A 15939-nucleotide genomic window follows, 5' to 3' on the forward strand; every position below is an offset into this window, starting at 1 on the left:
ATTAATGCAAGAAAATGCAAATGATATTGCGATTGTTGGTATAGCTTGTCGTTTTCCAGGTGCGAATAACCATTACGAATTTTGGGATAATTTAAAGAACGGTGTCAATTCTATTGGAGAAATTCCAAGGGATAAATGGGATGTTAATCAGCACTTCTCTTCCAATATTCATGAACCTAACAAGATGAACATTAGATCAATTGGGGCTATTGATGGGACAAATTTATTTGATAATAGTTTTTTTAATATTTCTCCTCGTGAAGCTAAAATCATGGATCCCCAACAAAGAATATTTTTAGAAGAAACCTGGCATTGTATTGAGGATTCTGGTATTTCATTAAAAACACTACAGCAAGGTGTTACATCTGTTTTTGCTGGGTTAATATTAAGTGACTATCGGAAGGTTTTAACAGAGTCGGGGATTGATGTTGATCCCTATATGGCATTAGGGACATACGAGTCTGTATTGGCAAATCGTATTTCATACATGTTTAACTTTAAGGGGAATACTCTACCAATCAATGCAGCATGCGCTTCTTCTCTTGTGGCAATTCATGAAGCGAAAAAATCTTTACAAATAGGAGAATGCGATTATGCATTGGCAGGAGGAATTAACTTAGCGCTTGATCCATGGAGATATTTAATTTACAGCAAATCTAGAATGCTCAGCCCAGATGGCCAGTGTAAGACATTTGATAAGGATGCTAATGGATTTGTTCCTGGTGAGGGTGTAGGAGTTCTCTTATTACAACGTTTAAATGACGCGATTAAGCAAAGGAACCATATATACGGGATTTTGAAAGGCTCTAGTGTTAATCATGTTGGAAAATCTTTATCTATTACGGCTCCCAGTGTCGAAGCCCAGAAAAATTTAATTTTAAAATCTTATTCGGATGCACAAATTTCTCCAGACATGGTATCGTACGTCGAAGCTCATGGAACTGGGACTTCATTAGGAGACCCGATTGAAGTAGAAGCACTTACTCAAGCATTTCGAGAGTTCACAGATCAAACACAATTTTGTCATATTGGCTCTGTTAAGACAAACATTGGACATTTAGAATCAGCAGCTGGTGTAGCGGGGATAATAAAAGTTTTAATGATGATGCGAGAAAAGAAAATCGCTCCAACGTTAAATATAAACAAATTGAATCCTATTATAGATTTTGAACGTTCACCGTTTCGGGTAACAACAGAATTGGCAAATTGGGAAACTTCTAAAGATGATATACCAATCCGTGCAAGTGTAAGTTCGTTTGGTTTTTCTGGTGTGAATAGTCACGCTATTCTTGAAGAATATATTGAACAGCCTTATCAGCAGCAGGAGGAAGAAACAGAGCACCTTTTTGTACTTTCAGCTAAAAATGTTGATAGTTTAAATAAACAAATTAGGGTATGGAGAACTTTTGTAGAATCAGATGATTTTAAAACGAAACGTTTACAAGATGTGTGTACAACTTTGTTAATGGGGAGAGAGAATTTTGCCTACAGATATGGTACTAGGATAAGGAATAAGGAAGAGCTAGTAACATTTCTGCAAAAATCCAATCAAGTTTATTCTAATAAAAATAATAAGTTATGGAGCTTATGTATTGGAGAATTACAATGGGAAGGCTACAAAGATATTCAATACTTTGCAGAGATGAATGATGTATTTAAGGGATATTTAAATAATACTTTGATTTTATTAAATGATAAAAATTTTAATCGCAAAAAATGGAAGAAGGATTTAATTCCCTTATATTCATTTGTAGCTAACTATGCTTATGCATGTACTTTAATAGAGCTAGGATTTTCACCTAGCATGATTACAAGTAAAGGGAACGGGCTATGGGTTAGTCTTGCTATTAGTAACATGATGAAGGTAATAGATATTTTAGCTGTCTTGAAAGGACAGAAAGAAGTAGAACACATAAAGTTGTCTCGTCCGAGCATTCCATTTTATGACTCGGTTAATTCTCAAATGATTCTTCCTTACTATTTTAATAAAACATATTTGCAGTTATTACGACAGGAATTGCTGAAGAATCAAGATGAGTATTTGAAGTTTTTTGCTCATTATATAGAGAAAGCACGTCTTTTAATTACAAGCCAATATACATTTAAAAGGTGTATTTATGAATGGGATAAAGTAATCAAAGAATACTATAAAGTTACAGCTATTGAAATGCTATATGATGATACATTACTTCAATCTAATTATGAGGAAAAGTGTACAGAAAAATTGTTGTTAATGATAGTTGTTATGCATTCTTTATATAAAATGAGCCAAAAGTGGAGTTTAATAGAAAAACAATCATTCTATCACGAAGCATTTTATGAATTATTGAATTTGGTTATAGATGATGTTATGGAAAAGGAGCTATTCCTACAATTTTTAACAGATTCTGCCTCTAAAGAGCAAGAAATTTTGGAGACACTAAACAGGAAGCAAAATCAAATGAATACGAAACATTCGTATTCTTACATTAAGAAACAAAATGAAGGTATTAGTGAAATTAAGGATACTTATGAATGGATAACAAATGTAATTGAAAATGAAAATATATTAATCGGCGAGGATACAAAGTGTTTAGAATTCGGTAGAAAAGATAGCAGTGTACTACAAAATCAAACTACTTTTGTAGAGAATTTTGATTTCAAGAACATTGTACTTCAATTATGGCTTTTAGGTATGGACGTCAAATGGGATAAACTCTTTTCAGAAAAATCATTTAGTAAAGTGTCATTGCCAGTGTACAGTTATTCGCGCGATTCATTTTTGATATCTGCTCAACAAAGGCAAGTAGCATCGGACTCAGAGGAAAGGGCCTCTTTGAAGGATGAGTGTGTTAGCATGTACCACCAAGGAGCATGGCAATTAGATATTAATGAAAATGTGAGGGATTATAATCTTTCCAAGGAAATCGTTTTAATTTTTGATAATAATACCAATTTATTTGAGGAATTGAAAGCTAACACATCTGCAAGGGTAATCCTTGTGAGACCAGGGACAAGTTTTGGAAAAAAAGAAGAGTTCATTTATGAGTTAAATCCTGAACATAAAGAAGATTATTATGAACTATTAAGCGATTTAGAACAATATGATCTGTTACCTTCTAAAATTGTATCTTGTTGGTCTGATGGAAGCTTTAGCTGTGAAGAGAAAATTCTTCTTAATCATCTTAATAAAGGGCTTTATTCTATATTTCATCTCACAAAAGCTTTATTAAAACAAAAATACAAATGGGATATAAAATTGTTATATCTTTTTAAGGCAAACCAAGAACACCCACAACCACAACATGCGGCATTAAGTGGATATTTCAGAACAATTCGTTTAGAAAATCCGAATTTTGAATTTAAAAGTATTCAAGTTACAAATATTACGGATTCTTTTAATTTGTGTGATTTGATTTGTAAAGAATTTTCTATTGAGGATGACATATCTAATGAGATTCGTTATGTAGGGGACAAGCGTTGGAGTAAATGTCTTAAACAAGTAGATATCGATAGTCGATCTACAAGTTCGTTACATTTAAAAAGAGATGGAGCATACCTTATTACTGGAGGAACAGGTGAACTAGGATTTATTACAGCAAAATATCTAGTACAAAAAGCTAATCTAAATTTAGTATTAACAGGACGCACCCCATTGAATGAAAAAAAATTAATAAAGATTAGGCAACTTGAGGCACTTGGGGCACAGGTTCTTTATATTCAAGCTGATATTTCAAAGAAAGAAGATGTTAGAAAACTCGTTGAGCAAACAAAAACAAAATTCCAGCGAATATATGGTGTGGTGCATGCAGCTGGTATATATCATAGTGGCTTAATTTTACAAAAGACAGAAGTCGAAATGGAAAAAGTATTAGCACCAAAGTTTTGGGGAACTGTCTATCTCGATGAATACACGAAGAATGAGCCCTTGGAATTTTTTATTATGTTTTCTTCTATTGCTGGTGTGGTAGGAGATGTGGGGCTTAGTGACTATGCATATGGCAATAGCTTTCTGGATCATTATGCAGAGTGGCGTACTCAATTGCGCGAGCAAGGAAAACGAGTCGGTAAAACATTATCTATTAGTTGGCCATTTTGGCAAGATGGTGGGATGCAGCTTACCGATACTGTGAGAAAACAGTTTTTAATAAAAACAGGACTTGAAGCTCTTCCTACGATAAAAGGTCTAGAATTTTTCGAGAAATTAGCTTTTCAGCACGATATTTCTCATTGTTTAGTGAGTTATGGTCATGAAGATAAAATAAGAGCATTTTTAAACCAAAGTTTCGAAAAAGGAAAGATAGTACAGAAACACTCAAAAGTGTCAGTGAATAAAAAAAATTTATATAAAAAAACAGTAGGTTTTTTAAAGGAAATTATTGGAAAAGAAATCGGTTTGGCCGTGGATCAAGTCAATGAACAGACTACTTTTGAGGAGTACGGTATAGATTCAATTATGATTCATCAGTTTAATTCACAACTAGAAAAAGAACTTGGTTCAATTTCTAAGACTCTGTTTTTTGAATACAACTGTTTAGCAGCTTTAACAAATTACTTTATAGAGAATCATGTTGAATTATTAGCTGAATATTTTCAGTTGGATCAAGAAGAAGATGTTAGTTCACAAGAAGAGTGTGGAATTAAAGAGTTTGATCAAATCGACTCAATTAATCGGGATGGCACTAAAGATATGAAATATAAGGAGCAAAATAGTATCAATATTAAAAATAATGATAATGATATTGCTATCATTGGTATTAGTGGGCAATATCCAGGTGCGGATAATATTGCAGAATATTGGGATAATCTTGCTTCTGGAAAAGACTGTATTACAGAGATTCCAGGTAATAGATGGAACTATCATGATTATTATAATCCTAATCCTGAAAGGGGAAATGAAGGGAAGATATATTGTAAATGGGGAGGCTTTATTACAGATGCAGATAAATTTGATCCGTTATTTTTTAACTTGTCTCCACGTGAAGCGGAAATTATGGATCCTCAAGAGAGATTGTTTTTACAGGCAGTTTGGTCAACTTTAGAAGATGCTGGATATGCTCCGAGCCAAATTCACAAATATATCGAAAATAAGGAGAAAGCTGATATTGGTGTATTTGTTGGTACTACTACTAACTCCTACCAATCGCTCGGTATAGAAGCGTGGAGTAAGGGGCATGCGCTTATTCCACATTCTTTACCTTGGTCTATAGCTAATCGAATTTCTTATATTCTCAATTTCCATGGTCCAAGTATGCCGGTTGATACAGCTTGTTCCTCTTCTCTCTCAGCAATTCATCTTGCATGTGAAAGTTTAAAAAATGGAGAAAGTAAAATGGCGATTGCTGGTGGAGTTAATTTACTTTTACACCCAGCAGAATATGTCTTCAGATGTCAAAAACGTATGCTTTCTCAAATTGGAAGGTGTCATAGTTTTGGAGATGAGGCTGATGGTTACGTACCAGGAGAAGGGATAGGAGCAGTTTTGTTAAAGCCAATTTCTGCGGCAAAAGCAGATGGAGATCATATTTATGCTGTTATTAAAGGGACATCCATTAATCATGGTGGGAGAACGAATGGCTATACTGTACCAAATCCCAAAGCACAAGCAAGTGTTATTAAACAAGCTCTGCAAAAAGCTAAGATTGACCCTCGAACTATTACTTATATTGAAGCACATGGAACGGGGACTTCGTTGGGAGATCCAATTGAGATTAATGGTTTGACTCAAGCGTTTGGTGAGTATACACAAGACAAACAATATTGTTCAATTGGTTCAGTCAAATCCAATATTGGGCACCTTGAATCGGCAGCGGGAATTTCAGGTTTAACTAAAATTATCTTGCAGATGAAGAACAAACAGTTAGTCCCTTCTCTTCATTCCAAACAGATAAATAAAAATATTGATATAAATAAAACTCCATTTTATATACAACAGGATCTAGAATATTGGAAGCAGCCTATAATTGAAAAAGAGGGAAAGGTAAAAACCTATCCTCGTCGAGCTGGAATTAGTTCCTTTGGAGCAGGTGGGACCAATGTTCATGTGATTTTAGAAGAGTATGAAACATCGCTTTTATCTAAGGTGAATAGCAATGAGCAGAGCCCGCAAATCATTGTTCTATCTGCTAAAGATGAGAATAGGTTAAAAGTTTATGCCAATGCACTTTATGATTTTCTGGATCAAGAGATGATGACTGTCTCTAATGAACAAACTGATGAAAAAGATATTATCATGAAATTACAACAGAGTTTGTTAACAATAATTGCGGATATTATCCAAATAAAAGAGATAGAGTGCGAGAGCACAGAATTGAGTGAATATTTTATTGACCCTGTCGATGTAAAACAATTTGCTGAGAGAATTAACGAAAAATTTAACTTGGCAATCACACCTTCTGTGTTTTCAGAGTATAACGAATTGCCAGATCTTGCGAAGTATTTGTACAAAGAGTATAAAAGGGAAATTTCCTCTTATTATGAAATTATTCCCATGAATATGAAGCAAGGAGAAAGGATAGATTGTTTGAATCTTGCTGACCTCGCTTATACTTTGCAGATTGGTAGAGAAGCAATGGAACAGCGACTAGCAATAGTTGTTTCTAGTATATATGAATTGAAAGAGAAGTTATTGAGTTTCTTTAAAGGTGGAAATAGTATACAGAATCTATATACTAGCTATTTGACACGAGACCCAGCCAAGTTTGAATTGTTTACGAAGGGAAGAGCAGGAAAAAATTTCATACAAATACTTATTAATGAACGGGATTTCAACAAATTGGCACAGCTTTGGGTAATAGGAGTAGATATAGATTGGCAAGGTTTATATTTTAAGAATTTGCCTAAACGAATTTCTTTACCAACATATCCTTTTGAGAAAGAAACTTATTGGTTGGTAAATCCAGAGGAGTATAGAAAAACAAATATAAATGAAGTAAAGAAAACGCATCCACTGATTGGAAGTAATACATCAACTTTCTACAAACAAAGGTTTAGTACAAAGTTACAAGGGGACGAGAATTATTTAAAGGATCATGTGGTAGTAAATGAAAAGGTTCTTCCAGGTGTTGTGATGATTGAAATGGCACGTGCTGCAGGGGGGATTTCAGGAGAATGCAAGGTGAGAAAAATTAAAAATGTCACTTGGTCTCAACGTATTGTTGTATCAGATGATGGTCAGGAAATTAATATCTCCATGTCCCCTGATGAAACTGGAGCAAGTTATGAGGTCACATCTTTAGATGAAGAAAATCGTGTTATTGTTCATTCTGAAGGTAGGATAGAGTTCGAATCTGAAAATAGGAGCTCATTTGAAGTTATTGACCTTGAATCAATTAAAAATAGATGTTTTAAAGTGAAAAGTAAATCAGAATGCTATCAACAATTTGAGGATATGGGTTTGAAATATGGACCAAGCTTCCGAACAATTCAATCTATTGCATGTGGAAAAAGAGAGGCGCTTTCCTATTTGATATTACCTGATAATTTGGAAAATGAGTTAGATAGTTTATTATTAAATCCTTCTTTAATGGATGGAGCATTACAGTCATTTATTGGACTGATAGATGACCAAAGCTTGGCTGGAACTACAATTCTTCCGTTTTCCATTGGAAGTGTCGAGCTCTTAAGTCCTTTGAAGAAGCAGTGTTATTCATATGTTGAATTACAGGGAACAGGTTTTACTAAAGGTATTAATAAAATCAATATAAAAATTGTTGATAAAGAAGGAAAGGTTCTTGTGAGAATTAAAGACTTTTCATTACGTGAATTTCGCAAAGAAGGCAATCGACGTGGTAATATACTGGAATTATTTAGAAAGCTAGAACGCGGTGAACTAAGTGTCCATGAGGTTGAGTTACTAGCGGAGGGATATTATGAGGAATAATTTTAGCAGTAGAGATATCTTAGAAAAGATAAAAAGGCACCAAATTTCGCCTGAAGAAGGTGCTGAATTATATGGGAATTTACAAAAAGAATTCCAATATTCTCATATGAAATTGAAAGCTAAAGAGAAAAACCCAATATACTATTGCACGAATTGGGAAAAATCACAGGTTAAACAAAACTCCAGTGATAAAAAAATGATAGGTTGGACACTTATTTTTGATGATAATGAAAGCTTGTTTCACGAATGGAGAGAATCCAGAAAGGGTGACAAGGAACAAGTTATTCTTGTCACCCCAGCTGAACGATATCAAGTTTTAGATGATGGAAGATATCGAATGAACCCAACTAAACAACAAGACTATCAATTGTTATTAGCTGAGTTGGAGAGTCGTGGCCAAATGCCAAATCGAATTATCCATAATTGGTCAAAAACTGAAAAAAATTCTAGTGATGTGAACATGTTTTATTCTGTTTTTTATCTTATTCAAATCTTAACGAGCCAGAAAAGTGCTCAACAAGTAGAAATATTGTACTTGTATTCTACTCAGGGGGATGAGATTCGACCTCAATGTGCGGCTATAAGTGGATTTGCTAAAGCGGTGCGTTTAGAAAATCCAAACTTTTTAATTAAAACCGTGGAATTGCATTCTATATCTCAGTTTACTTATGCTCCTTCTGAAATATGCGAAATTGCACTAGATGAATTTGAAAGAGAAAATTTAAAATTATCAGTTCGTTATGAAAATGGTATACGCTATGCTAAGAATTTACTAAGATATCAACCTACTAAGGTGAATAAAAAGACTGGATTGAAAAAAAACGGTGTGTATTTAATCACAGGTGGAATAGGTGGATTAGGACTAATTTTTGCCGAGTATTTGGCAGATAAAGTAAAGGCTAAGTTAGTTCTTGCTGGTCGCTCACCATTAACTCCTGAGACAAAACGTAAATTAGAAGAGTTAGAAGTATTAGGGGCAGAGGTACTCTATGTTCAGACAGATATAACGAATATAGATGCTGTGATGAAACTTATAGATGAAACGAAATATCGCTTTGGACAAATTCATGGCGTTATTCATAGCGCAGGTGTAATTCAAGATTCTTTTGTTTTAAAGAAAACACAAAAAGAAATCAAACAAGTATTAGCACCTAAATTGTACGGGACATTAAACCTTGATGAAGCAACCAAGAATGAAAATTTAGACTTCTTTGTTTTGTTCTCCTCCATTACAGCATTAATTGGTAACGTAGGACAAAGCGATTATGCTTATGCTAACAGTTTTATGGACTACTTTGTTGAAGTGAGGAGAAAGAAAAATCATCCTGGTAAAAGTCTATCTCTTAATTGGCCGTTCTGGAAAAGTGGAGGAATGAAAATTAGTCCTGAATCTATTGACTATATGAAAAGTACAACAGGGCTTAGTCCATTAAGTACAGACGTAGGTCTTGAAGCTTTTGAAGAGGGGATACAATCTTCAATCTCGCAATTATTAGTAGTTGAAGGTGACACGGATAAGATAGAAAGAGCTTTTGCTATGGAAGAGGAAAGTAAAGGAAAAGAACAAAGTATGGATCATGAAACAATTTCACTAGATTTGGACAAGCTCCAAGGTAAAACTGTTACGTATCTCAAGAATATTCTTTCTAAGGAGATTAAGTTACCAGTACATAAAATAGATGCTAGGGAAGCACTAGAAAAGTATGGCATTGATTCTGTAATGGTAATGAACTTAACGAGGGAGTTGGAAAAATACTTTGGTGAATTGTCTAAGACATTATTTTTTGAGTACCAAACTATAAATGAGTTAGCAACTTATTTTGTAGAAAATCATCGAAAACGAATTGTGAAAACATTAGGAACTGAAATTAACTTACCTATAAAAAAGCATATTGAAGAAAAGCGCAATGAAGTAAAAAAGCAGCGTGTGTTAAAACGTAGTCAATTTCTTCAGAATCAAGAGGAAGATTTGAGAAAAAAAGTTACAGGGCTTTATGAAAATGAAATAGCGATTATTGGTGTTAGTGGACGCTATCCAATGGCTAATAATTTGGAGGAATACTGGAGAAACTTACAAAGTGGAAAAGATTGTATTACTGAGATTCCATTCGAACGTTGGGATTATCGAAAACACTTTGATTCCGATAAACGGCAACAGGGAAAAGCCTATGGAAAATGGGGAGGATTTATTAATGATGTAGATAAATTTGATCCTTTATTTTTTAATATCTCTCCTCGTGAAGCAGAATCAATGGATCCGCAAGAACGATTGTTTCTAGAGACGGCCTGGCAGACCATAGAAGATGCAGGATATATTAAGAAAGATCTAGGTGAAATTGATAAAATTGGGGTATACGTAGGGGTAATGTATGGACATTATCAGCTTTATGGAGCAGAGGAAGCGTTGAAAAATATGGATTTTGTACCGTCTTCTTCATTTGCTTCAATAGCTAATCGGATTTCTTATCATATGAATTTTCGAGGACCGAGCATGGCGGTAGACACTATGTGTTCATCTTCCTTAACCTCTATCCATCTTGCTTGTGAAAGCATTCGTAACGGGGAGTGTGAAGTAGCTATCGCTGGGGGAGTGAATGTATCTATTCATCCTAATAAATATCTACAATTAAGTAAGGGGAATTTTCTTTCCACTGATGGACGTTGTCGTAGTTTTGGAGAGGCGGGGGACGGCTATGTTCCAGGAGAAGGAGTTGGGGCAGTCCTTTTAAAGCCATTGAACAAAGCAATAAAAGATGGGGATTATATTTATGCTGTTATTAAAGGAACTTCTCTTAACCATGGAGGAAAAACGAATGGTTATACTGTACCAAATCCAAATGCTCAAGCGGATTTGATCCTTAAAACTTTAAAAAAAGCAGACGTTAATCCGAGAACAATTAGTTATATAGAAGCGCATGGTACAGGAACATCCTTAGGAGACCCAATTGAAATTACTGGGTTAAGTAAAGCGTTTAGTACCTTCAACAATGAGAAATCTTATTGTGCGATTGGATCTGTTAAATCTAACATTGGTCATCTGGAATCAGCAGCAGGGATTGCAGCTCTTACTAAAGTTTTGTTACAGATGAAATTTAAACAAATGGTACCTTCGATTCATTCAAATATTGTGAATCCGAATATTAATTTTGAAGGTTCTCCATTTTATATTCAGCATCAATTAGAAGAATGGAAACAACCGGTGATTGAAGAGGAGAATGGATTAAGGACATATCCAAGAAGAGCGGGGATAAGTTCTTTTGGTGCTGGAGGTTCAAATGCACATCTTATCATAGAAGAATACCACAACGAACATCGTTTATCAGCTAGTTCTGTTGAAAAGGATAATGAACCAAGGATTTTTGTTCTATCCGCAAAGACTGAAGAACAATTGTATCAATATATCCAACTTTATATTGAATTTTTGAAGAATACATCTATTTCTCTATGCGATCTGACGTACACCTTGCAGGTGGGGCGAGAAGAAATGGAAGAGCGGCTTGCAATTGTTATATTAAGTAAACAAGAATTAATAGAGAAACTTTGTGAATTTGCGTTAGGAAAAGAAGCTATTGATGGAGTATACCGGGGGAATATTAAGGATAATCAAAACACAAGAGGCCTTCTTGTAGAAGGTGAAGAAGGCAAGGAGTTTATTCGTTTAATTGTTACGAAGCGAAAATTTTCTAAGCTGGCTACCCTTTGGACATTAGGTGAAGATATTGATTGGGATTTTCTGTATGTGGATGAAATACCACATCGCATTTCGCTTCCAGTTTATCCGTTTGCTCGTGAACAATATTGGGTTCCACAGGTAGAGAATATTAGTATGAAAAACATTATGAATCAGGAAAAAATAAGTACAATTCATCCACTTCTTGACTCGAATGAATCGACTTTACAAGAACAATGTTTTAAAAAAGTATTTAATCGAAATTCTCTGTTTCTAAGAGACTATTTAGTAGACGAAGAAAAAATCATCCCAAGTTTAGTATGTTTGGAAATGGCGAGAGCTGCAGGGGATATTGCTAATCCCAATCAGCAGGTTACCAAACTCAAAGATATGGTATGGTCACAGCCGCTTTCATTAAAACAAGACACTCAAGAGGTATGGATTCATCTACATCCTGATGAAAAGCAAGTATCTTATGAAATTAGCACTAAGCTTGGTAGTAAGCGAATTGCTCATGTCCAAGGGAAATTAATTTATGAGGAACATTCAAATCAGTTTGGCAAAAAAATTAACTTTGATGAAATTCAATTGAGGCTTAAAGAAAAAAAGAATAGAGAAGAGTGTTATTCTTCATTAGCTGCTCATCATTTACAATATGGTAAAGAGCTTCAGGTGATAGAAGAGTTGCATATAAATGAAAAAGAAGCTTTATCGCAGTTACAGTATACAAGAAACGAGGATATTGGCGAGTTTGAATTACATCCGGCTCTAATGGAAGGAGCAATTCAAACAGCTTTTGCATTGGCAATTCATTCAGAGAAAGTGTCGGCTCATCCATACTTATTGTACGCTCTAGATGAAGTGGAAATCATAAGACCTTTATCAGAAAAGTGTTATGCTCATGTCATAATGGATAGTGAGGATGCAATTAAGAAATTTAATATTTATTTATATGATGGCAAAGGCAATCTAGCAATTGTTATGAAACAACTACAATTAGTCGCCACTCATAAAGTAGAAGAAAACGTATCTTCAGATTTTCGTATTTTATCTAAAGACTGGAAAGAATCTGTAGATGAACAAATCATTGAGACCCCTTCGATGGGGGTGCTAATTATGATTGTAAATGAAGAAAGTTATTTATTTGCTAATAACCTAAAGAACATATTACCTGGGATAGAAGGGATCATTCTTCACCAGAAAGAGCTGCAAGGAACGAATGTTTTGAACATAGATTCACAAAAAATAAAACAATGTATTGGTTTAATTGATTTATCAGATATGTACAGTAGTTCTGTTGAAAAATGCAGCGGCAATATAAATAAAATCGTTCTATTGCAAGAATTGATAAAGAATGTGCAATATGATTCAGTTTTTATATTGCATCTTACACAAGGTTTACAGGATTTTAAAGAAGAACAATCTACTCTTGCCGGAGCAGATATTGCCGGTTTAATTAAAATGCTAGGTGCTGAATATAAAAAAGTACGAGCGAAAACTGTGGATGTCGATGTATCTTTAGCAGACTCAGATGTCTTGAAAAAGATTATTGCAGATGAAATTATGATGGATTCTTTAGAAAGTGAAGTTTGTTATCGGTCCGGTAAGAGATATGTACCATATATGAAGGAAAATATAGCAAAGAAACATGCGATGTCAATGCTCGAGGTAGATTGTGACAAAGTATTTGTTGTAACAGGAGGGATGCGTGGTATAGGTGCGGAAATTGCTAGGTATTTAGTAAAGAAAGGAGCACGAAAACTAGTTTTAATGGGAGTACAACCGCTCCCATCGCGCAGTCAGTGGCACTCTATGTTAAATGAATCAAACGTGGCTACTAGTATGAGGGATAGACTAAATCTCGTACTTGATTTAGAAAAACAAGGTATACAAGTTGAGGTATACACAGGTTCTTTAACTGATGAACAAAAATTACGTATCTTTTTCAATCGAATTAGAGAACAGATAGGGGAAATTGGTGGTGTAGTTCATTGTGCAGGATTAGCGCTTGAACATGAGCCGGCTTTTATTAAGAAAAAAAGCGAGGATATTTCTAAGGTTTTTGAACCGAAAATAATAGGAGTCCAAACACTACACGAAATATTTGCAGAGGATCAATTGAATTTTTTTGTTCTCTTTTCTTCTGTATCGGCATTAATTCCAAAATTAGGTGTAGGGGTTAGTGATTACGCGACTGCTAATTCTTTTATGGATTATTTCGTTACATATCAACATCGTATGGGAAAAACTTTTTATAAATCTATTAACTGGCCTAGTTGGAAAGAGGTTGGAATCGGAGAAGTAAAAAGTTTTGCGTATCAGCAGACGGGCTTGCTAGCTCACATTACTGAGGACGGCCTATCGATGTTTGATCAAGTAATGAAATTACCACATGCTTTATGTACACCATGTATGGTAGATTCAGATCGATTTAATATAGAAACTCTATTGTGGCTTAATCCCCAAAAAGAACAGGAGTCTTCGAAATCGGCATTACAGAAAAATGTAATAACAAAGCATCTTAATCCTTCACAAGAAGTACTGATTACAAAAGAATGGCTTAAGGAATTCTTTTCTAAAGAGTTAAGAATTCCAATAGAAAGATTAGATGAAAATACTGACTTTGGAGACTTTGGGGTAGATTCTATTCTACTTATAGATTTAGTACGTGGAGTAGAAGAACGGCTAAATATGGATCTAGATCCATCAATTTTTTTAGAATATCCTACATTAACATTACTTAGCGGTTATTTGATAGAAAATCATAAGGGAAATGTAAGAAACGATAGAAAAGAAAGTACAATATTTGTAAATGAGATGGAAGAGTCTAAGGCTAGGGAGATATCTAAGTTGAGTTCAACTCAGAAAGTTGGAACATCGCAGTTTCTAATTAAACCAGTAAAAGAATTGAAGCCTTATGCAGACCATACTTTTAAACGATTCAACACTACTTCGTCAAACGAAAATGCTTCGGAGAAGGTAGCTGTAATTGGTATAGGGTGTCATTTTCCAGGAGCAAAAGATAAAGAATCTTTTTGGGAGAATCTTTCCACAGGGCAAAGTAAAATCACTGAAGTTCCTCAATCGCGTTGGGGTGTAGAACGTTTCTATGCTCCAGATTATCAAGATGGGAAAAGTATTAGTAAGTGGGGCGGCTTTATTGAGGATATCGAATATTTTGATCCTAAATATTTTAACTTTAGAGTTGAAGATGCTCCTCAAATTGATCCATTAATTCGTCAATTTTTAGAAGTTAGCACACAGACTTTACGAGATGCAGGTTATGAACAAAAAGAATTAGCGAATAGGAAAGTTGGAGTATTTGTAGGTTCACGGGTAGCAGACTACTCATCACGTATTACCAAATTACAAAAGAGCAGTATTATTGGTATTGGTCAAAATTTTATTGGCGCACACTTATCTCACTTTTTTAATTTTAAAGGTCCTAATATTGTAATTGACACAGCTTGTTCTTCTTCATTAGTAAGTATTCATTTAGCGTGTAAAAGTTTGATGACAGGAGAATCTGATATTGCACTGGCTGGCGGTGTCGATATTTTATTAGATGAAAATCCGTATTTGATACTAAGTGAAGCTCGTGCTCTTTCGCCAGATGGAAAATGTCATACGTTTGATGCTAAGGCAAATGGATTTGTGCCTGGTGAAGGTTGTGGAGCTGTACTGTTAAAGCCGTTAGAGCGAGCAATAAAAGATGGCGATCAAATCTATGCGGTTATTGATGCTTCAGCTATTAATAATGATGGACGTACTATGGGCGTAACAACACCCAATGGTGAAGAACAGCAAACGGTAATTAAAGAAGCGTTACGAATCGGAAAAATCAATCCATCTTCTATTAGTTATATTGAAACGCATGGGACAGGAACAATGATTGGGGATCCAATTGAATTGAAATCCCTAACCAAAGTGTTTCGTGAATTTACAAAGGAGAAGCGGTTCTGTGGAGTAGGAAGTGTAAAAACTAATATTGGTCACCTTTTAAGTGCAGCAGGTATTGCGAGTTTTATTAAAGTAGTACTTTCTTTATATCATAAAAAGATTCCACCTACTTTAAATTGCGAGACTCCAAACAAGAGATTTGAATTTTCGGAATCCCCTTTTTATCCGAATGTTCATCTGAGTGATTGGGAGCAACGAGAAGGGATACGCCGTGCAGGGATTAGCTCTTTTGGTTTTGGTGGAACGAATGCCCATATCATTGTTAGTGAAATAGATCAGCAATTAATAAGTGGATATAAACAAAAAAGAACATCCTTGTCACCAGTGAAATTTAATCGTACTTATTATTGGTTGGATAAGGAAGATATTATCTCAAAAGGAGAGGGGAATCTTCCTTCATTATTTGAATTTGAAATGAGTTAAAAGGAAGTGGTATATGTGGATCATC

Annotated in this window: 2 protein-coding genes; both read left to right on the plus strand. The window is 34.7% G+C overall.

Annotation, left to right across the window (positions count from 1 at the left end; translation table 11 throughout):
- The first annotated feature begins 4 nt into the window (after positions 1-4).
- The gene (locus QUF99_RS06560) at positions 5-7861 is read left to right on the plus strand and encodes an SDR family NAD(P)-dependent oxidoreductase (protein WP_289369129.1); all 7857 of its coding nucleotides are present in this window, start codon (positions 5-7) and stop codon (positions 7859-7861) included.
- On the plus strand, positions 7851-15914 hold the full coding sequence (locus QUF99_RS06565) for an SDR family NAD(P)-dependent oxidoreductase (RefSeq protein ID WP_289369130.1): 8064 nt from the start codon (positions 7851-7853) through the stop codon (positions 15912-15914). The genes QUF99_RS06560 and QUF99_RS06565 overlap by 11 nt, the downstream gene beginning before the upstream one ends.
- The last annotated feature ends 25 nt before the right edge of the window (positions 15915-15939 follow it).

The organism is Bacillus sp. DX4.1, from assembly GCF_030348195.1.
Lineage (GTDB): Bacteria > Bacillota > Bacilli > Bacillales > Bacillaceae_G > Bacillus_A.